The following is a 20,217-nucleotide window of genomic DNA, read 5'->3' as shown; positions in this document are numbered from 1 at the left end:
TCAAGCCCATGATAACGGCATAACCACTATCGATCTTTCGTCATAAAGTATTTTTAACCGTTCAGCCAAAAATATTCAGATCCACTCTACCTAGGTGGAATCCTCGTTAATTTCCGAGCGACGGAGAGTGGCTGGGCGCCGGCCTCGTCAACATTCGAATTGAGGCAGAGGCCACGACATCGGCCGATGCCAGTGATGGTGCCCCGCCGCCCGAACCGATTTACGCGCTAGTTTTCGATGTGATTATTGAAGTTGACCATCCTAGAATGCTTCCCACTCCTTCGCTCCCCGAGTCACGGCACGCTGCGTGGCAGTCGGCGATGTAGCGGGTGACTTGAGATCATGAGGCAATACTGCTCTTTTCGGTGCGCCCCGTGATGTTTCTACAGGCGCATCGTCACCGAGTACAAAGGTATCGATCAGCTCTCTGAGATGTTCTGCATGGCGGCGCATTTCTGAGGCCGCCGCGGAAGATTCCTGCACCATCGCCGAGTTCTGCTGGGTCATGGTATCCATCTCAGCCACTGCGGTGTTGACCTGGCCGATACCACTACTCTGCTCCCGGGCCGCAGCGGATATCTCGCCGATGACGTCGGTAACGCGAGCGACGCTGGTGACCATCTCCCGCATGGTCTGTCCGGCATTGCGCACCAGCTCGGCCCCGGACTTCGTATGCGTTACCGACGTGTCGATCAGCGCGCGGATCTCACGGGATGCTTCGCCAGAGCGGCTGGCCAGGGTACGGACTTCCTGCGCGACCACCGCAAAGCCACGACCGTGCTCACCGGCCCGGGCCGCTTCCACCGAGGCATTCAGTGCCAGAATGTTGGTCTGGAAAGCGATAGAGTCGATCATCGTGATGATGTCGCTAATCTTGCTCGACGAAGCGTTGATGTCATCCATGGTGCGCTCGACCTGGCTCATTGCCGTCTCGCCCTGGCGGGCCACCTCAGCGGTCGCCTGTACCAGTTGGTTGGCCTGCTGGGCCGAGTCGGCGCTATGATTGACCGTCGAGGTGATCTCTTCCATGGAGGCTGAGGTCTCCTGCAGATTGGCTGCAGCCTGGTCGGTACGCGTGGCCAGTTCCTCGCTGCCCTGGGCGATTTCCCCAGCGGCCTGGTAAACGCTCGTCGTGCTGGTACGCACCTCGCGTAGCGTATCCTGCATGCGCGATACGAAGGCATTGAACTGGTTGGCCAGTTCGCCGATCTCGTCACGACTCTCTACTTCGAGGCGCCGGGTCAGATCCCCCCTGCCTTGAGCGATATCCTCCATGGCACTCGCAGTGCGTCGAATCGGCTTAACGGTGCGCCGCACCAGCCACACGGCAAGGCCAGCCACACTGATGAACATCAACCCACCTATCAGTGTCGTCGTCAGTAGAAAGTTGCGCAGGTCACGCGTTTCCGCTGCCTTGACTGCTGCCATGGCTTCTTCGACATCCGTAGCATAGACACCGGCGCCTAATAGCCAGCCCCACTTCGGAACGCCCAGAACATAGGAGTGTTTTGTCACGACCTCTCCTGTTGCCGGGTGAGGCCAGGCGTAGTGATAGATACCGCCCCCGCTCTTGGCGATACTGATCATGTCCCGCAAGAGATAATTTCCTTCGGCATCCTGGGTATCAAGTGCACTGCTTCCTTCGATTTCCGGCTTTACCGGCTGGACTATTCGGGTGCCCTGGTAGTCGTAGACAAAGATATAGTTGCTGTCGTCAAAGCGGATATTTCTCAGAGTGTCCCGTGCCCGCTTCTGGGCTTCCTTATCATTGGGCCCGGCTTCGGCCACGATAGGGGCTATGGCTGTCATGGCCGTTTCGACGACGTTCCTTACCGCGGCTTCTCGAGACTCGATCAGCATGGCACGCTGATTATCCAGGTTGGTGTCGAAGTCCCGTACTCGATCCGTAACCGCCACGGCAACCAGCGCTAGCACCACCAGCAACAGGGGAACCAGAACCAGCAAAAGAATTTTATTCTGCAGATTAAGCGACGGTAAGCGAAATATTCCTGAAACTCTCCGCATCGAACAAGTGCTCCCTGAATGGTTTTTATAGTCGGGTCTCTTATCGGCCATTCAGATATAAATTTGAGGCATGGCTTTGATGCAAGGAGAAAGGAATGTAAATAAAATATCGGTTTATCAGTACTTTAATAAAATGCCAATCATCTTTATCAGGCTAAAGTCTATATCGACTGACACAGCGGGATACGAATATGTGAAGTGCAGCCATCAAAAGGAAACACGGAAAGACAATGATTACGTGCCATCGTTGATGGCCGACTCCCTACTGATGACATTTGACGCCACCACGACAAAGGCCAGTCGTGTGGCTCTATGCGAGAATTCTCCTTTACTTCGATTGGTTGGAGAAACCTCTCATCATCCTTTCTCGTTACGACATATGCTAGGTCGCACTTCCGGTTAGTGGATCGGCGGTGCGCCGCATATTGGTCAGGATCGGACTACCGGTTACCGGGTCGGCCAGTAAGGTGCAATGGATGCCATAGAGCCGCCGAACCAGATCGGCAGTCACGACTTGGCGGGGCGCGCCCTCGGCAACAACGTTGCCGGCATGCATGGCCACCAGATGATCGGCATAACGGCAGGCGCTGACCAGATCGTGGACCACCATGACGATCGTCTTGCCAGTCGCTGCCAGGGTGCGAATCAGTTCGAACACTTCCACCTGGTGGCCAAGATCGAGCGCAGAAGTGGGCTCGTCGAGAAGCAACAGGGGCGTCTGCTGGGCGATCGCCATGGCGATCCAGGCGCGCTGGCGTTGTCCGCCCGACATGGCCTCAAGTGGCCGCTCGGCAAACCCCTCAAGATCAGCCGCAGCTATCGCATCATCCACCACGCGCCGGTCCTCCGCGGACCATTGACGTAGCCAACCCTGATGAGGCTGACGCCCGAAGCGAATCAATTCGGCCACGGTCAGACCTTCGGGAGCATGCGTCTCCTGCGGCAGCAGGGCCAAGCGGCGGGCCAGTTCACGCGATGGCAGACGCTGAATATCTCGTCCATCCAGCAGCACCGCTCCGGCGGCAGGAGTGTGCAGTCGCGCAAGACCCGCTAGCAGCGTCGACTTGCCACACCCATTCGGTCCCACAATGGCTGTCACCTGCCCTACAGGCAATTCGATATCGAGCCCTTCGATAACGGAAGTCCGTCCGTAGGACAGGCTCAATTCCTGCGCGCTTAATGATTCGTGGTGCATCTAACGCTCCCCTCCCCCACTCGCACCTCGACTCAAGGCAGGCTCCTCGCCTGACGAAGCAATATCCACAGCAAAAATGGGCTGCCAACCACGGCGGAGACGATCCCAACCGGCACCTCGATCGGCGCCAGGATCAAGCGTCCCCCCAGGTCTGCCAGTACCATGACCAACGCGCCGGCCAGTGCCGAACCGAACAGCGGAACGCCACGCTTCGATGATAGATGACGGGCGATCTCGGGACCGATCAGCGCCACCAGCCCGACCGGGCCGGCGACTGCTACTGCCAGAGCCGTCAGCATCACCGACAGGGCCAAGGCCAGATGACGGCCGGCGCGCACCCGGATACCCAGTCCCTGAGCGACGGAATCGGAGAAACGCAGCACCGCCAGCGACCGTGCCAGCATTTGCGCAGCTATCATACCCGACACCAGCCCGATGGCCAGTACCAGCACGGCTCCGTCAGGCCGCGCATTGAGACTCCCAACCGTCCATGGATATGCCGTGTTGGCGGTATCGATAGCCACACGGGAAAGCATCAACTGGGTCAGCGCTCCGAATACGGCCCCGACACCGATCCCCGCCACAATAAAGCGATAACCCCGCGTACCAGCCCCACCCGCCAGACCGAAGGTGATGGCGGCCGCCGTCGCAGCACCCGCCAAGGCCATTGCCGGCGGAGCAACGATCACGCCGATACCCACAACCGAGGCAACCGCAAAGGCAGTGGCCCCATTGTCGATACCAATGATACCCGGTGTGGCTAAACGGTTACGTGCCAGGGTCTGCATCAGACACCCCGACAGCGCGAAAGCGGCCCCGGTCAGCACCCCCGCTATCGCACGCGGCAAGCGCAATTCCTGAACCACGAAAGCAGTCATGGCATCATCACTGAGCCTCATCAATGACCGCATGGCCTCGACGGGGTGTATCGGCACACTGCCCAGAGATAAAGAAGCCAGCAGGGCCAGGCTCAGCATGCCGAAAAGCAGCCCATTGGCGGCCAACGCGCGTAGATCCACAAGCACGGCCAGATCTCTGCCGGCTACTGTCAGGGCCAGCCGCCAGGTACCTGCCGGAGACGGCACATGAGCTGCCTTGGCCAGACGAGATGAAGATCCGGAATCTGCCGGACCTAGGGCATCGGTTCGTGAAGTTGCTTTCATAATCACATCATAACGTCGGCAGGCGCTGACTGCGTACGACCGCGACGAGAACGGGAGCACCAATCAGCGCCGTCAACACCCCCAGGGGTAACTCGGAAGGCTGCGCTACCAGACGCGACACGATATCAGCACTGATAATGACCAGCGGCCCGAGTGGCAGGCAGAACCACAGGGTATGACGTATATCGGATCCCGCCAGCGCCCGTGCGGCGAATGGGACCACTAATCCCACGAAGGCAATAGGCCCCGCAATCGCCGTAGCAGCTCCGACCAGCAGCGCCACGACAACGATGGTCAGTAGACGGATGAGTCGCGGATGATGCCCTAGCCCCACGGCAACACGCTCTCCCAAGGCAAGTGCAGCCAGTGGCCGGCCAATCACGAGAGTTATCATCATTGCCAAGCCCAGGCTGGGCAGGATCGCCTGAAGATCCTCGAGACGTCTGCCCGCCAAGCTGCCAATGATCCAGAAGCGGATCTCGTCGGCAGCACGTTGATCGAACAGCAGCAACAACGAACTCAGCGCCGCAAGCAGGCCTGAAAGTACCGCACCAGCAAGGACTAGGCGCACCGGGTCGTTACCTACCCCGCCTAGGCGAGCTGCCCACAGAACCAGCAAGCAACCGCCCAAGGCGCCCACCTGAGCCACCGGAACCCGAAGCGTTGCCGTGCTCGCCCCTAATACCAGCGCAACGGCCACCGCGAAGGCACTGCCTGCGCTGACGCCAAGCAGACCGGGTTCAGCCAGCGGGTTGCGAGCTACTGACTGCAGTAAAGCGCCAGACACACCCAGGGCTAGCCCCACCATCAGCCCTATCAAGGTGCGTGGCCCGCGAAGCGATTCGATCACAAAGCGTGCCTCATCGTTGCGGGGCTCTCCAGCGAGCAGCGCCAGCAGAGCATCGAACGACCTGAGCGGTCCAACTTCACCGGCACCGAACAGCAGGCTCAGTACACACACCAACACCAGACACAAGATCAGCAGCAGCCAAAGCATCACTCTCCGGCTGCACCATCCCCGCGCTTGTCCCCCTGATGTCGGTAACCGGCTTGAAATACCCATCACCTTCTACTCCGCCTGTGCCGGTTTTCCAACGTCTACTCAACGTTCAATGGCTGCTTCGATAGCGTCGAGAATCGCCTGGGCAGCCAGCGGCCCGCTGGCGCTGGTCCAGAGCTGACCGTCTACCGGCACGACCCGATCTTGCTCGACGACCTTGAGACGAGCGAAGGCAGGCGAACTTTTAGCGTTTTCCAGCGCATCACGACCTTCTTCGTTGAGTGTCGCCAGGAACAGCCAATCACTATCAATGCGCGACAGGTTCTCCAGGCTGAGCGGATCGCTATGTGGACGGCCCTTCTTGACGATGCCGCCGTCGTGAACCGTGAAGCCACTCGCGGTTAGCAAGGTGCTGGAAAAGATCATCGGTGACATTACCAGCGCTCCTTGCGGCATCCAGCGCACTAGGCTTGCGCTCTCTTGCGGATGACTCTCGCTCAGTGCCACGGCGCGCTGCTCGACCTGGCCAATCATCTCTTCAATCTGCGCCTCGCGTCCTAAAGCCTGGCCGAAAAAGCGGGCTTCCTCTTTCCAGGTATCCGGCTGATAAGGCTCGCTATCAGGCACCAATGTCGGTGCGATGCGTGACAGCAGTTGGTACTGCTCTTCGGGCAGAAGTGGCGAAGCCAGAATGACGTCAGGTCGCTGGGCCACCACCGCTTCGATGTTAGTCTCGCGGGAAGTGCCCACGATAGCGATACCGTTGACCCGGTCTTGCAGGTAACTCGCCACTCCCTCCCCGCCTCGAGTCGTTATTGCCGCTAGTGGCGTTACGCCCGCCGCAAGCGCGGTGTCCAGCGCACCTTCGTAAAGCGTCACGACCCGCTCGGGCTGGTCGGTAACCTCGACATCTCCATAGGCCGTACTCAGAGTGCGGGCATTGGCTTGCCCCATCATGATGGCGCATAGCCCAAGTCCAACCAGCACACCCAGAACCGAGCGGCCGGAAGCAGAAGGATTCAACATGACAAAAACTCCTAGTAGGGAAAAGTGAAGGAGGCGCAAAGCCGGCTGGTAACGCTCCCTCAGCGCTTCGAACGACTGCATTGATATAACTGGCGCACTCTTGGCTCCGTTTGAGCAGAAGCGCTTGCCGGTCCAGTCACTGCCGGACTGAAGCTTTCTTATGAGTGAGAGTCTGATGCCACTCTATCAGCGACACGAATAGTAATAATTATTATTAATAATATCTCACAACGTATATCCTGTTTCTTGCCACATAGCGTTCCGGTATTTGCAACAAGAAGGTCTGCTCTTCTTAGCCGGTAGGCGCAAAGCCTGTTTCAGGAGAAACATGTTGACCTCCGACCCTCGTCTCGATGTGGATGATGCCAGCGGCATATCCTTGTCTTCTATCACCAGCGTATCGAAGAGAAGCGACAAGGAAATGGCGGGATTTATCGCGACATGGAGGTGGGACCAGCGCCCCAATGTTTATCAACCTTTCCAGCAAGTACTCTCGAGGCATCGGAGCGCAGCGTCGATGAAAGACGAGGCAGGATTCTTCAAGGTAGCGCGTTCAGCGTCTTTCCGCGGCTCACACCATACCGCGTCGTAACAGGCTTCGAAAATGTATCCAAACGGATTCTCGAAGCGAAATGCTCGGTCATGGCTCTGGTCGCCATCGTTCCAGCTGGGTCATGTCACCTGAGGGTCGATCGACTTGATGCGGCGCTCCGGCACTTTCGGAGAGGTGGCGCGATAGGCAACATGCCCAGCTCATTGACATTCCACGGCCTCTCGTCATTGTTCTGCCTACGTAATCGTCTCGGTGTATGCCGCCCTAGCCTTCCTCTTTTGAACGCTGTTAATTAACGCGGTCCTTGGGAGAGGCGGTTCAGAGATGGGTATCCAAACGGTGGTCGAGTGATAGACAGCTGCTGGATCCGGAGCTGGGTGTTTATTATCGATTAAACCAGCTAACTTATAGAGGGTGCTTCTTCGTTATTTTTTGCATTACCTATTTCCCATGGGAAATTTCTAGTACCTGTAAAAATAGACGATTCGAAGGAATACATACCAGCCTGTAGCTAATGCGGGCTGTTACATCTGCCATTTCTCAGCGAGCAACATGGGGCCGACGTACGGGCTCGATATGACCTGCCGCATTCTCTACGACCGTGTGTCCTACCCGCAGGCAGCTTATTGACCTACGGTGTGACGAAACGATACCGAAAAGCGCCATGCAGGCTCGCTCTCAGTCAACCGGGTCGTTGTGTTGTAGATGCCCCAGCGACATCCGAAGCAGAAGCTCCCAGATTCCTGCCTCGTGCCGGTCACTCAGGCGACGCCAGCAGTTAATGTCCGGGCTATAGCCCATCTCTTGAAGCAATATCTCCCAAGGAAATACCTGGGCTTCGGCAGCGACTGCTGCGGCTCGACAATGGGCAGCGTTCCTTGAATGTGATCTTCCTTAGCCACACTTAAAATTCAAAATTGGTTAAAGAAGCATTCGAGTTTTGTAAAGCGCTCATAGGAACTGGATGAACTGGGCCAATGCTCGCGTTTGAAATTTCCCATGGGAAACGGTCTATCGCCATGTCTCATGTCGGGCAAAGAATTTTTCTCGACAGGTGCGTATTATCAAACGAAATACAACACCTGCTTGTTGCCTTGTTCTGAGCCCAAAAAGCTTCGTATGGCTCCATGAGTGGCATTACAGCACACAACGGGGCATAACCTGACGCGACATGGAATAACTTATTCGTGACGCTTCATAGTCAGAAATTTTTCCATGTGAGGAACATCAGTTTCGTTACGAGCAGTGTCCTGGGAAAGAACGATTTCGGGGCGAGAAGCTATGGATGCGATGCGATTATCTGCTGAAGCAAGGCAAGACATGAATTTCCCATGAGAAACATCGCCTTCTGTGGTGTGCATTATCGAAATATCTAAGTGTCTAACTTGTCTCGCTCCAACTGATCAAGTGCCAACATGACGAGTCGCTTTCTTCGAGATTCAACCAACGGGTATCGTTTATCGAGCCCGAACTGTGTGGCGAGCCGATCAATTCTGTCCAGAAAAGCTTCGTCTCGTATATACCAACGGTGTCGAGTCTCCGCACGCACCTGGGAAGCCCGCTTTCTGATACGTTCGATTTCAGTTCCTGATAATGCCTTGCGCCATAAAGAGAACAATTGGTTCAAGGCTTTTTGATCCCCGTCTGCACGAAGAGAATTTTCCAATAAAGTGAGTTGATCCCAGAACCCTCGCTGTCTTTTGGGGTCCTCATGATACTCCGTTCTCCACTCTATCTTGGTCTGCTTCTTGCGGAGATAGTCTATGAGTTTCACAGCTTCATCCGGCCCCATGATGGGCTTAGGGCCGGTTCTTATCGTCATATCCACCATAGAAACATCCTCATATTTACGAGACGGTTTGTGCCGGGCGGAGCAAACCATCTAATTAAATATTATCCGGATAGTAGGATCAACCGAAGAAACATAGGATCATCATGTAAAATGCCTCCATTGCCTGCGATCAGTCATTTGATATCGAATTGCAGCAAAATAAAGCGCGAGTAACCGGAGCCTAAGCAGAATGAAGCCCAACCTTCAGCAAGTCTCATTAGATCTCATACATCCTAATGCCTTGAATGCGAGAGAAATATCGCTCCTGGAACATCTCGGTGAACAAGGTGTATGGCATCACGTATCGACATTGCCGAGCGGAAGAATCACGCCGCAGCAGCTCAGTGAATGGCTCTTGAAAGATGGCTTATCTATTACGGACCAACAGTTCATAGAACTGGAAGCCTTGGCTGACTTGGCCAATGACATACAACAGCGGGGCTATGTGCTGCAGCCAGTGATTTTGCATCCAAGCCTGACCCAAGAGGGCCACTACACCCTAGGCGGAGGACATAGAAGATGGCTGGCTTCTGTGCTGGCAGGTTTGGACAACATCGCCTCGGTCGTCATACCGTTTGATCCCACTGCCAACCCGCAAGAGCAGGCTCTGTTGGCATTGGAAACCATGGCCGTCGAAAACCATCGCCGACAGAACCTGTCATTTGCTGAAACGGTACGCATGATCTGGCACTACATTGAAGCCTATCAGACGACTATGGGAGAGACACCTTCTGCGAGCGTGCTGCGTGACAAAACAGGAACCCCCGCTAAGCGGATCTATAAAGGGATGGCCCTGATCAAGATTCTCAGTGGCTGCGGGCTTGATCATAAGGTGCTACACGGATCACCTGTCACTCAAGCTCAACTTGATCAAGTTTGGTTTCCCGCCCATGAACGCGAACCTCTCACTGCTGATCAGTGGCAGAAGATCCTGCGATCTCCAGAAGGAAGTGAGGAGGAACTGCTAGGGCGTTGTAAACTTTCAAAGGCCCGGCCTAACGATTTGCGTGATAACACCACCGAGCAATCGATTGATGGCGGTACCCAGCAAGACATGCTGGAGAGCGCTAGTCATCAGGAAAGACCTGTTCTCAAAGAGGACAATATCAAGGGGCCTATCGAGTACATCGAACCAGAATTCGATGGGCATTTGGTGGAAGCGGCGCGTAGGCTACCTACGGTTGACCCTGATAAGGTGAGATCATTCGTGAATACCCTGCTTCGAGAGGAAGTCTCGCCGGGGGCGGCGGCCAAGGGTTTGCTGCAATCGCGAGCGGCAACCACCAATTCGCCTTGTGTCACCTTGTCGCTTGACACCGTACGCCAAATATTAATTACCTTGCAAGAACATGCTGATATCGACCCGAAACTCATAGAGGCAACTCTTGGAGAGATAGAGTTTACCGAAGAGCCCGATATTGCTCTTATGCGATTAATTCAACATCTGTAGCGGTATTACGGGGTCCCACCCTGCTCAACTGCTATGTACAATGCCATGAAATGCCGACATACCATGCTCTATTACCTTGTCCCGGCGAGTAGTTCCGGTGCGAGAGACTGAGAAGATAACAATGCTTGAAAGTGATCAGGAAGACGAGAGGGCAGCCCAGCTCTTGGAATCTCAGACCAAGCTGCAGCAGATTGAAGATGAAGGGGTTCGACAGGAGCTTCTTCGTGAGCGGGACTTTTTCATCCGCCTCTTTGGATTGCATCCGACGATAAGGCGTAAACATAACGGTGAGGAATGGTCCAATTCCTTCCAGTCCTTTGCCGCCCTTCCGTGGTTTTCTCTTTCCAAGACAGGGTTAACAAAGCCATTTTCTTCGGCTAACCAGCCTTCACGGAGCCACATGGTAACCATGGGAGGAGTTTCCTATGAATTGACCATTATGGCAGCTCCCATCAACGGGCAATGGCGCGACCTAGGTTTCCGTGAGGAATTGGTACTCGATGCCTTGATTCAATTATCGACGACACCTAACGGTGCAATGGTGGGGGGGCGAGCGGGAACCCATTTCACGCTGAGAGGGTTACAGCGAGCGCTTCGCTATCACTTGAACCACGATCAGATTCGCGAAGCCCTGGAAACCTTGCGAAAGGCGGATACTACGTTCCGGTACATGAGAGGTGACGGTACCGTCCGAAAGATCGAAGCAACCCTATTGTCAGATCTCTTTACGGTGACCCGGGATGACTGGATACATGTACATAGGAAAGACAACAATGCTTTGCCTGAAGAGGCACTATGTTTCGTTCGGTTTCATCCCTTAGTCACTGAGGGTATTCGAGGTGCTAATTATCGAATGATTGCAATGGATGCATACCATTCGATCAAGACCTATATCGGCAAGCGAATGTTCAAATATCTGACGCTACTGTTTCGTGCCGCGTCGGTTGATGTCGGAGCTACCACTTTCACACTGAATTCCCGGCATTTCTTGGTTGCATGTGGAATGCTTCAGTCTGCTGATGACAAGGTGCGAGACAACCGTATTTCGTCCAAAAGAGCCCAGCTGATCAAAGGGTTACAGTCTTTGATTGATTCCGGTCATCTCCTGTCTTACCGCGAGCTTGAGCCCACCAAGAGTGCAGTGAAGGGAACGTCGCGAAAGATCATCACCGATTATCATTTTGAGCTGGTAGCTAGCGAGCTGTTTGCCAAGTCGCAGCGCTATGCCAATCATGCGGCACGTGACACGCATAGCCGCGCCGAGGTCTTTAATGCGATCCAGGGAATAGCGGATGTCAACGAGCTTCCTGTCATTGGTGAACATCTCATTACTGCATCGAAGAAAGGCTTGGATGATATGCGCCAGCAACTACTGTTAATTGAAGATAAAGGTGATAAAGCTAAATAAAAGCAGGCTTTTCTATGCAGTGGGGTAGTGAGAAGGCTTCGTGATCTAGATTCTGCTATCCCTTCCTTTCTCGCTGCACTCTGCGCTGTTGCAGATATTGCAATAATTTTTCTGATGTATCTTTATCTTCCCTTTAGTTTATCAGACTGGCCAGGTCTCGATTAAAAAGATTATTTTGTTTATTTGGTTTAACCGATTATTTGGTTAGGCGGGAACCTTGGTAGCCGAAAAACCGCGGTAGCCAGTATGGTGTCTAGCCGGACACTTCCATCTTCCTTTTTTCGATGCAGACAATAATGAGCAGTTACATAATCATAAATTCGCACTATGGCGATCATTAGTTAGCACTAAAGGAAGCGATAATTAACACTTCCTCGATCGATAGTTAGCACCTTTAACGTTAATAATTTTATCCACAAGGTACATGGCTTGGATTGTCTACTTTATTTATAGACGGTTCATTGCTTTCGTCACTGAACCGTCTTGGAAAAAATAAGCTGGTTGGGGGTGATCTCGGATAGCTAACAGGACCGCTCGCTTTCGCTAAGTTCCGTTCGAATCTCCTCAACGACGATCCTTGGCAGCAGGATAGCGCTTCTATAGGCACAGCATTTGCGCCCTTAAAGGATCACCGGCATAATGTCGAAGAAATAAATACGCTTTAGGGGAAGGGCCGACTTGTGACAATCAAGCTTTCCTATGCCAACCAGAAGGGTGGGGTTGGAAAATCTACCATTACCATGCATACCGCTTTTGAAGCGCATCAGCGTGGGATACGTACCTTGGTTGTCGACATGGACGGGCAGGGAAACACCAGCACCAAAATTGCTGGGCGCCAAGCCATTGAAGAGTTATCCGATACCATTACTAAGACGTATCAGTTGTTTCATGACGACCTTAGCGAGGTGCAGGTTCTTAAATGCAAAAATGGAATCGATCTGATTCCAGCGCGTATAAACGATGATGAGCTTTATAGCATGGAGGCTGCTGACTTACGGATGGTAGTTAATCCAGCAAGAAACCTCGCCTCCATAGAAGATGAATATGACCTCATCATCATCGATTGTCCCCCCTCCTTGGGACGGTTGCTGTCCGCAGGTTTGATTATGGCGTCGCATGTCGTCATGCCTGTCCAAGTGAGTGGGTTTGCTTTGGATGGTGTCGGAGGTCTATTCCGTCTGATCGAAACCATCCAGAAAGGCGCTAATCCCAATTTGGAAATTGTCGGTATTCTGGTCAATTGCTACAACGCGAGATCTGGAACACATAAGCAGTCCGTCGAGGCGCTTAGAGCTAAGGTCAACGACCTGGTGCTGAAAAATATCATTGGAAACCGATCATCGATCGACCAGGCTGTAAACATGAGCAAGCCCGTCTGGAGCTTCCGCTCAGGAGCTGCTCGCAAGGCAGCTCAAGAGATGCAGGCTGCTATTCACGAAATATTTGAGCGTGCAGGAGTCAGCGCATGAGCGAAAATATTCTAGATGGCCTGGGCAGCCTGAACGTCTCGAACTGGAAGAAAAAACCATCCAAGACGCAGGATTCCATGGCCCAAGGGGAAATCACCTCGATCAGCCTGGATGCTATTGTAGTCGAGGATCAGGTCCGTAAAAGTTTCGATAATATTGAAGAGTTAGCTGCTGATATCGAGGCTAAAGGACAGCGCACGCCTTTGGAAGTCGCAAGCCTTGGCAATGATCAGTATTTGCTTATTACAGGAGAACGCCGCTTTCGGGCGCTCAAGCATAACCATGCTGCCGAGGCTAAGGTTGTTCTGGTCCCTATGCCTCAGGATCAGGTCGAACGGATTACGTGGCAGCTCACTGAGAATATTCAACGAGCAGAGCTGACGCCTCAGGAACTTGCAGTTTCGTTTGATGCTCTGTTAGGGCTAGGGCTTAACCAACGACAAATTGCCCAGGCAATCAATAAGTCGACATCATGGGTAAATAAGCACCTTTCTCTCCTAAAGCTTCCAATGTTGATTCTCTCTCTGCTTGAAGAAGGTGTGACTCGAGATATAAATGCGCTTCATCTGCTGCGGCAAATCCATGATTTAGATGAATCGGCCGCTCAGGCCCTTATCGCGCAGTTGCGAAATGATGAGATTGGCCGCTCTGATATCGAGATCGCGTTGAAGCAATTGAAGCAGCCGCCATCTGCTTCCCCGAAAGAGAAGTCTTTGCAGGTTGAAGCCGAGTCAGCGGTTAAGGATGTTCAGACTTATCACTATCAACGGCGTTACCAATCGATCCAGCCTGCTGAAGCGCGTATTTCCGTGGAAGCCAAACTTGTCGATGGCGCCAAGGTGACGGGTGTACTGATGCTGGATCGTATGGATGAAGAAGCTGGTTGGGTCTGGATCAAGACTGTGGAGGGGGAAGAAGTGGGCGTTCCTATGAAAGATATCCGGATGCGCCAATTGACGGTCTAAGTTTCTATTACAACCTGGGAAGTTTCCCATGAGAAATTTTCCAGGCTTTATTCTTCTTCGTATGTGTTAACTATCGAAACATCCTTTTTTGGTCTAGACGCTCGGTAAGCTGACAATAGCCTCAAATTTCTCATGGGAAATTTTTAGTCCGATTTCAAGGCCGGCACCACCACGGCTCATTGACAGAAGGCTGAGTCATGATGGCTCTGGGTTGTGTCAGGCGCGGCCTTCCAGACAAGACATGAGCATGGAAAGATTTAGCGCTGTATGTAGCCTGATGTATCGTCTCGCTGTTGCTTTTTCTGGTTACTATTCTTAGCGCTGCTTCTGGGCAAACAGGCGAACATGCATGTCCTGGTGCAGTGGACGGAAACCGAGGTCTTCTCTGCCTGAATTTCCCGTTCACCAAGCATTGACCTGCCTAAAGGTCCAGCTCCGGGAAGACTGCCCATGCCTTCTATTGGCCAGCATCAGAGACAAATCCTCACCTCAGACTTGCCGCGCTTGTTTATACCGTCATAAGGCCATTGAGCACCTTTTTACTGGAAAGCGCTGTTTCGACAATGGCTACGACAACTGTTGAAAAATGACTGCGTCACGGCCCAGCTATTCTGCTGCACGTGCTTCTTGTGGGGCTGCTTTCAGAAAAAGTGTAGAAATCCAAGCTGACAGTGCATGGTACACGAAAGAGAGTCTCTGAACGCTGGTTGAAGTAATAGTTGATAATGAGCACCCATCGATCAGAAACAGATTGGATGAGTAGGATATCCGAGAATGTTTAATTCTCTCTTTGTTTGGCAGCCCCGTTTTTTCACTGACTCTGCCGTTCTGCGCCGGAGTTAGAAATTTAGAAATTTTTCCACTCGGGGGATTGCGCCCCACCTTTCGGTGTCGTAAAGTACGCCTCCGCTGCTGCCGACGCTCAGACGTCGCTGGCGGTGGGAAGTGAGGCAAGGCATTGTTGTCGTTGGGTTTTTCGATGGCGCCGTGAGTTCAAGGCGCGCCGAAAATCGCTTGACGAGGCCACCGGAAACGGTAGAATGCGCCCCACTCGAGACGGCCGCCATCCCAGGGTGGGCCCGACGATCCGCAGCGATCGCCAGGCCATCCGGGGTTGACAAATCCGGCCGGCTCAGTAGAATACGCCTCTCTCGCGGCGGGGCCCTCGGGCCGGAAGCGACGCCAGGCGATGGCTTGGCGCGTTTAGCGAGACGCTCTTTAACAATCGATCAGGTAATTCATGTGGGCGCTTGCCGGCGAAGGGGTGAACAGTCACCAAGACCTTCAAGGCAAGCGACTCGTCAAGAGAAGCTTTGACCTTGAGCCAAGTTTGGTCCGCTTAACGGACTATCAGACTTTAAACTGAAGAGTTTGATCATGGCTCAGATTGAACGCTGGCGGCAGGCCTAACACATGCAAGTCGAGCGGCAGCGGGAGGTGCTTGCACCTCGCCGGCGAGCGGCGGACGGGTGAGTAATGCATAGGAATCTGCCCGGTAGTGGGGGATAACCTGGGGAAACCCAGGCTAATACCGCATACGTCCTACGGGAGAAAGCAGGGGATCTTCGGACCTTGCGCTATCGGATGAGCCTATGTCGGATTAGCTGGTTGGTGAGGTAACGGCTCACCAAGGCAACGATCCGTAGCTGGTCTGAGAGGATGATCAGCCACACTGGGACTGAGACACGGCCCAGACTCCTACGGGAGGCAGCAGTGGGGAATATTGGACAATGGGCGCAAGCCTGATCCAGCCATGCCGCGTGTGTGAAGAAGGCCTTCGGGTTGTAAAGCACTTTCAGCGGGGAAGAAGGCCTGGGGGTCAATACCCCTCAGGAACGACATCACCCGCAGAAGAAGCACCGGCTAACTCCGTGCCAGCAGCCGCGGTAATACGGAGGGTGCGAGCGTTAATCGGAATTACTGGGCGTAAAGCGCGCGTAGGTGGCATGATAAGCCGGTTGTGAAAGCCCCGGGCTCAACCTGGGAACGGCATCCGGAACTGTCACGCTAGAGTGCAGGAGAGGAAGGTAGAATTCCCGGTGTAGCGGTGAAATGCGTAGAGATCGGGAGGAATACCAGTGGCGAAGGCGGCCTTCTGGACTGACACTGACACTGAGGTGCGAAAGCGTGGGTAGCAAACAGGATTAGATACCCTGGTAGTCCACGCCGTAAACGATGTCGACCAGCCGTTGGGTCCCTTGAGGACTTAGTGGCGCAGTTAACGCGATAAGTCGACCGCCTGGGGAGTACGGCCGCAAGGTTAAAACTCAAATGAATTGACGGGGGCCCGCACAAGCGGTGGAGCATGTGGTTTAATTCGATGCAACGCGAAGAACCTTACCTACCCTTGACATCCTGCGAACCCGGAAGAGATTCCGGGGTGCCTTCGGGAGCGCAGAGACAGGTGCTGCATGGCTGTCGTCAGCTCGTGTTGTGAAATGTTGGGTTAAGTCCCGTAACGAGCGCAACCCCTATCCCTATTTGCCAGCGGTTCGGCCGGGAACTCTAGGGAGACTGCCGGTGACAAACCGGAGGAAGGTGGGGACGACGTCAAGTCATCATGGCCCTTACGGGTAGGGCTACACACGTGCTACAATGGCAGGTACAAAGGGTTGCAAGACGGCGACGTGGAGCGAATCCCAGAAAGCCTGCCTCAGTCCGGATCGGAGTCTGCAACTCGACTCCGTGAAGTCGGAATCGCTAGTAATCGTGAATCAGAATGTCACGGTGAATACGTTCCCGGGCCTTGTACACACCGCCCGTCACACCATGGGAGTGGACTGCACCAGAAGTGGTTAGCCTAACCTTCGGGAGGGCGATCACCACGGTGTGGTTCATGACTGGGGTGAAGTCGTAACAAGGTAGCCGTAGGGGAACCTGCGGCTGGATCACCTCCTTAATCGACGACTCGCCTCTTCCCGGCAAGTGTCCACAATGAATTACCTGATCGGCCAGAGCAAAAGACTGTTTGGGTCGCGGACCCAGTGGTTTGAAGCCGGGTCTGTAGCTCAGTTGGTTAGAGCGCACCCCTGATAAGGGTGAGGTCGGCAGTTCGAGTCTGCCCAGACCCACCAAATTTTATCCAGTGCTTTGTTATTTCGTGACTTGCCTAGCAGGCTAGGCGGCGCCACGAAATGCCTCGCCCTGACTAAAATTATCCCATCAAGGGACATCAGAGGGGCCATAGCTCAGCTGGGAGAGCGCCTGCCTTGCACGCAGGAGGTCAGCGGTTCGATCCCGCTTGGCTCCACCATCCTCCTTCCCGACAGTCCTCGTTTCGTGACCAGTGATAAACGCTGAACGGGCCCTCCGGCCTGGCTGAACGCTTATCACTGTTCTCTGAACAGTCGCTCTTTAACAATATGGATCATGCTGACAAAAGTCTCTCTTAGGCATAAGAGAGCAAGATACGTCTCAAGCGTATCCGGCAATTGTCGTAGTGATCGCAGACCAGACCCCTTCGGGTTATATGGTCAAGCGATTAAGCGCATACGGTGGATGCCTTGGCAGCCAGAGGCGATGAAGGACGTGGAAGCCTGCGATAAGGCTCGGCGAGGTGGCAAACAACCTGCGACCCGGGCATTTCCGAATGGGGAAACCCACTCACCATCAGGTGAGTATCGCTGCATGAATACATAGTGCAGCGAGGCGAACCGGGGGAACTGAAACATCTAAGTACCCCGAGGAAAAGAAATCAACCGAGATTCCCCCAGTAGCGGCGAGCGAACGGGGACCAGCCCTTAAGCGTTGGGGCCGATAGGCGAACAGGGTGGGAAACCTGACCATAGCGGGTGACAGTCCCGTAGCCGAAATCCAACCAACGTGAAATCGAGTAGGTCGGGGCACGTGAAACCTTGACTGAAGACGGGGGGACCATCCTCCAAGGCTAAATACTCCTGGCTGACCGATAGTGAACCAGTACCGTGAGGGAAAGGCGAAAAGAACCCCGGCGAGGGGAGTGAAATAGATCCTGAAACCGTATGCGTACAAGCAGTGGGAGCCGACTTAGTTCGGTGACCGCGTACCTTTTGTATAATGGGTCAGCGACTTATTTTCAGTGGCGAGCTTAACCGAATAGGGGAGGCGTAGGGAAACCGAGTCTTAACTGGGCGACCAGTCGCTGGGAATAGACCCGAAACCGGGCGATCTATCCATGAGCAGGGTGAAGGTTGAGTAACATCAACTGGAGGCCCGAACCGGGATCTGTTGAAAAAGATTCGGATGACTTGTGGATCGGAGTGAAAGGCTAATCAAGCTCGGAGATAGCTGGTTCTCCTCGAAAGCTATTTAGGTAGCGCCTCACGTATTACCGCCGGGGGTAGAGCACTGTTTCGGCTAGGGGCCCATCCCGGGTTACCAACCCGAGGCAAACTCCGAATACCGGTGAGTACAGCGTGGGAGACACACGGCGGGTGCTAACGTCCGTCGTGAAAAGGGAAACAACCCAGACCGTCAGCTAAGGCCCCAAAATCCTGGTTAAGTGGGAAACGATGTGGGAAGGCTTAGACAGCTAGGAGGTTGGCTTAGAAGCAGCCATCCTTTAAAGAAAGCGTAATAGCTCACTAGTCGAGTCGGCCTGCGCGGAAGATGTAACGGGGCTCAAACCAGGTGCCGAAGCTACGGGTTCATCCTCTGGATGAGCGGTAGAGGAGCGTCGTGTAAATCGGTGAAGGTGAGTTGAGAAGCTTGCTGGAGATATCACGAGTGCGAATGCTGACATGAGTAACGACAAGGGGAGTGAAAAACTCCCCCGCCGGAAGACCAAGGGTTTCTGTTCTACGTTAATCGGAGCAGAGTGAGTCGGCCCCTAAGGCGAGGCCGAAAGGCGTAGTCGATGGGAAACGGGTCAATATTCCCGTACCGGATGTGGTTGCGATGGGGGGACGAAGAAGGCTAGGTGAGCCGGGCGTTGGTTGCCCCGGTGAAAGTGCGTAGGCTGGGACTTCAGGTAAATCCGGAGCCCCAAGGCCGAGACACGAGACGAACACCCCACGGGGTGGAAGTCATTGATGCCACGCTTCCAGGAAAAGCCTCTAAGCTTCAGATCACATGCGACCGTACCCCAAACCGACACAGGTGGTCAGGTAGAGAATACCCAGGCGCTTGAGAGAACTCGGGTGAAGGAACTAGGCAAAATGGTGCCGTAACTTCGGGAGAAGGCACGCCGGCATTAGGTGAAGCCCCTGCGGGTGGAGCCGACGCCGGTCGAAGATACCAGGTGGCTGCAACTGTTTATTAAAAACACAGCACTCTGCAAACGCGCAAGCGGACGTATAGGGTGTGACGCCTGCCCGGTGCCGGAAGGTTAATTGATGGTGTTAGCTCACGCGAAGCTCCTGATCGAAGCCCCGGTAAACGGCGGCCGTAACTATAACGGTCCTAAGGTAGCGAAATTCCTTGTCGGGTAAGTTCCGACCTGCACGAATGGCGTAATGATGGCCACGCTGTCTCCACCCGAGACTCAGTGAAATTGAAATCGCAGTGAAGATGCTGTGTACCCGCGGCTAGACGGAAAGACCCCGTGAACCTTTACTATAGCTTCACACTGGATGCTGATGTTGCTTGTGTAGGATAGCTGGGAGGCTTGGAAACCCGGACGCCAGTTCGGGTGGAGCCAACCTTGAAATACCAGCCTGGCATCATTGGCGTTCTAACTCAGACCCGTCATCCGGGTCGAGGACAGTGTGTGGTGGGTAGTTTGACTGGGGCGGTCTCCTCCCAAAGCGTAACGGAGGAGCACGAAGGTACCCTCAGCACGGTTGGAAATCGTGCACTGAGTGCAAGAGCATAAGGGTGCTTGACTGCGAGACAGACACGTCGAGCAGGTACGAAAGTAGGTTCTAGTGATCCGGTGGTTCTGTATGGAAGGGCCATCGCTCAACGGATAAAAGGTACTCCGGGGATAACAGGCTGATACCGCCCAAGAGTTCACATCGACGGCGGTGTTTGGCACCTCGATGTCGGCTCATCACATCCTGGGGCTGAAGTCGGTCCCAAGGGTATGGCTGTTCGCCATTTAAAGTGGTACGCGAGCTGGGTTTAGAACGTCGTGAGACAGTTCGGTCCCTATCTGCCGTGGGCGTCGGAAGTTTGAGAAGCGCTGCTCCTAGTACGAGAGGACCGGAGTGGACG

At 54.2% G+C, this 20,217-nt stretch carries 11 protein-coding genes, 2 tRNA genes and 2 rRNA genes; 9 read left to right on the top strand and 6 right to left on the bottom strand.

Features of this window, described 5'->3' with window-relative positions:
- Window positions 1-261: 261 nt before the first annotated feature.
- The 5 genes from ACYQ12_RS00075 to ACYQ12_RS00055 all read right to left on the bottom strand — a co-directional run bounded on the left by ACYQ12_RS00075 (window position 262) and on the right by ACYQ12_RS00055 (window position 6,409).
- Complete coding sequence (locus tag ACYQ12_RS00075; RefSeq protein ID WP_459865866.1) at window positions 262-2,025, bottom strand: methyl-accepting chemotaxis protein; 1,764 nt, start codon at window positions 2,023-2,025, stop codon at window positions 262-264.
- 382 nt (window positions 2,026-2,407) lie between these two features.
- Window positions 2,408-3,220 carry an ABC transporter ATP-binding protein gene (locus ACYQ12_RS00070; RefSeq protein WP_459865863.1) on the bottom strand — a complete coding sequence of 271 codons (813 nt, stop codon included), beginning with the start codon at window positions 3,218-3,220 and terminating at the stop codon, window positions 2,408-2,410.
- Window positions 3,221-3,252: 32 nt separating this feature from the next.
- Window positions 3,253-4,383 carry a FecCD family ABC transporter permease gene (locus tag ACYQ12_RS00065; RefSeq protein ID WP_459865860.1) on the bottom strand — a complete coding sequence of 377 codons (1,131 nt, stop codon included), beginning with the start codon at window positions 4,381-4,383 and terminating at the stop codon, window positions 3,253-3,255.
- A 7-nt stretch (window positions 4,384-4,390) separates the two neighbouring features.
- On the bottom strand, window positions 4,391-5,380 hold the full coding sequence (locus ACYQ12_RS00060; protein ID WP_459865857.1) for a FecCD family ABC transporter permease: 990 nt from the start codon (window positions 5,378-5,380) through the stop codon (window positions 4,391-4,393).
- Window positions 5,381-5,485: 105 nt separating this feature from the next.
- Complete coding sequence (locus tag ACYQ12_RS00055) at window positions 5,486-6,409, bottom strand: ABC transporter substrate-binding protein (protein WP_459865854.1); 924 nt, start codon at window positions 6,407-6,409, stop codon at window positions 5,486-5,488.
- Between the two features lie 328 nt (window positions 6,410-6,737).
- Between ACYQ12_RS00055 and ACYQ12_RS00050 the strand changes: the two genes are divergently transcribed.
- On the top strand, window positions 6,738-7,001 hold the full coding sequence (locus ACYQ12_RS00050; RefSeq protein WP_459865851.1) for a hypothetical protein: 264 nt from the start codon (window positions 6,738-6,740) through the stop codon (window positions 6,999-7,001).
- A 1,333-nt stretch (window positions 7,002-8,334) separates the two neighbouring features.
- On the opposite strand, the gene ACYQ12_RS00045 is transcribed toward ACYQ12_RS00050, so the two are convergent.
- Window positions 8,335-8,793, bottom strand: a complete 459-nt coding sequence (locus ACYQ12_RS00045; RefSeq protein WP_459865848.1) for a hypothetical protein — start codon at window positions 8,791-8,793, stop codon at window positions 8,335-8,337.
- 190 nt (window positions 8,794-8,983) lie between these two features.
- Here ACYQ12_RS00045 and ACYQ12_RS00040 point away from each other — a divergent pair, with 190 nt between their 5' ends.
- The 8 genes from ACYQ12_RS00040 to ACYQ12_RS00005 all read left to right on the top strand — a co-directional run.
- Window positions 8,984-10,243, top strand: a complete 1,260-nt coding sequence (locus ACYQ12_RS00040; protein ID WP_459865845.1) for a ParB/RepB/Spo0J family partition protein — start codon at window positions 8,984-8,986, stop codon at window positions 10,241-10,243.
- Between the two features lie 121 nt (window positions 10,244-10,364).
- Window positions 10,365-11,651, top strand: coding sequence for a hypothetical protein (locus ACYQ12_RS00035; RefSeq protein ID WP_459865842.1), 1,287 nt, complete (start codon window positions 10,365-10,367; stop codon window positions 11,649-11,651).
- A gap of 680 nt (window positions 11,652-12,331) precedes the next feature.
- Window positions 12,332-13,120, top strand: a complete 789-nt coding sequence (locus ACYQ12_RS00030; protein WP_459865839.1) for a ParA family protein — start codon at window positions 12,332-12,334, stop codon at window positions 13,118-13,120.
- Window positions 13,117-14,085 (top strand): ParB/RepB/Spo0J family partition protein, encoded by a 969-nt coding sequence (locus ACYQ12_RS00025; RefSeq protein ID WP_459865836.1) that lies wholly within the window; start codon window positions 13,117-13,119, stop codon window positions 14,083-14,085. The genes ACYQ12_RS00030 and ACYQ12_RS00025 overlap by 4 nt, the downstream gene beginning before the upstream one ends.
- Before the next feature lie 1,359 nt (window positions 14,086-15,444).
- Window positions 15,445-16,984 (top strand): 16S ribosomal RNA (locus tag ACYQ12_RS00020).
- A gap of 98 nt (window positions 16,985-17,082) precedes the next feature.
- Window positions 17,083-17,159: transfer RNA gene (locus ACYQ12_RS00015), tRNA-Ile, on the top strand.
- Window positions 17,160-17,262: 103 nt separating this feature from the next.
- Window positions 17,263-17,338 (top strand) — tRNA-Ala (locus tag ACYQ12_RS00010).
- A 218-nt stretch (window positions 17,339-17,556) separates the two neighbouring features.
- Window positions 17,557-20,217 (top strand): 23S ribosomal RNA (locus tag ACYQ12_RS00005); the annotation flags it as partial.

The organism is Halomonas shantousis, assembly GCF_054654615.1.
Note: the sequence above shows the minus strand (reverse complement) of the source record. Positions and strands in the feature narration are given on the sequence as shown.

Coding starts and splice junctions, on each gene's coding strand:
- ACYQ12_RS00075 (WP_459865866.1), bottom strand. CDS start 2,025: ATGCGGAGAGTTTCAGGAATATTTCGCTTACCGTCGCTTAATCTGCAG.
- ACYQ12_RS00070 (WP_459865863.1), bottom strand. CDS start 3,220: ATGCACCACGAATCATTAAGCGCGCAGGAATTGAGCCTGTCCTACGGA.
- ACYQ12_RS00065 (WP_459865860.1), bottom strand. CDS start 4,383: ATGAAAGCAACTTCACGAACCGATGCCCTAGGTCCGGCAGATTCCGGA.
- ACYQ12_RS00060 (WP_459865857.1), bottom strand. CDS start 5,380: ATGCTTTGGCTGCTGCTGATCTTGTGTCTGGTGTTGGTGTGTGTACTG.
- ACYQ12_RS00055 (WP_459865854.1), bottom strand. CDS start 6,409: ATGTTGAATCCTTCTGCTTCCGGCCGCTCGGTTCTGGGTGTGCTGGTT.
- ACYQ12_RS00050 (WP_459865851.1), top strand. CDS start 6,738: ATGTTGACCTCCGACCCTCGTCTCGATGTGGATGATGCCAGCGGCATA.
- ACYQ12_RS00045 (WP_459865848.1), bottom strand. CDS start 8,793: ATGGTGGATATGACGATAAGAACCGGCCCTAAGCCCATCATGGGGCCG.
- ACYQ12_RS00040 (WP_459865845.1), top strand. CDS start 8,984: ATGAAGCCCAACCTTCAGCAAGTCTCATTAGATCTCATACATCCTAAT.
- ACYQ12_RS00035 (WP_459865842.1), top strand. CDS start 10,365: ATGCTTGAAAGTGATCAGGAAGACGAGAGGGCAGCCCAGCTCTTGGAA.
- ACYQ12_RS00025 (WP_459865836.1), top strand. CDS start 13,117: ATGAGCGAAAATATTCTAGATGGCCTGGGCAGCCTGAACGTCTCGAAC.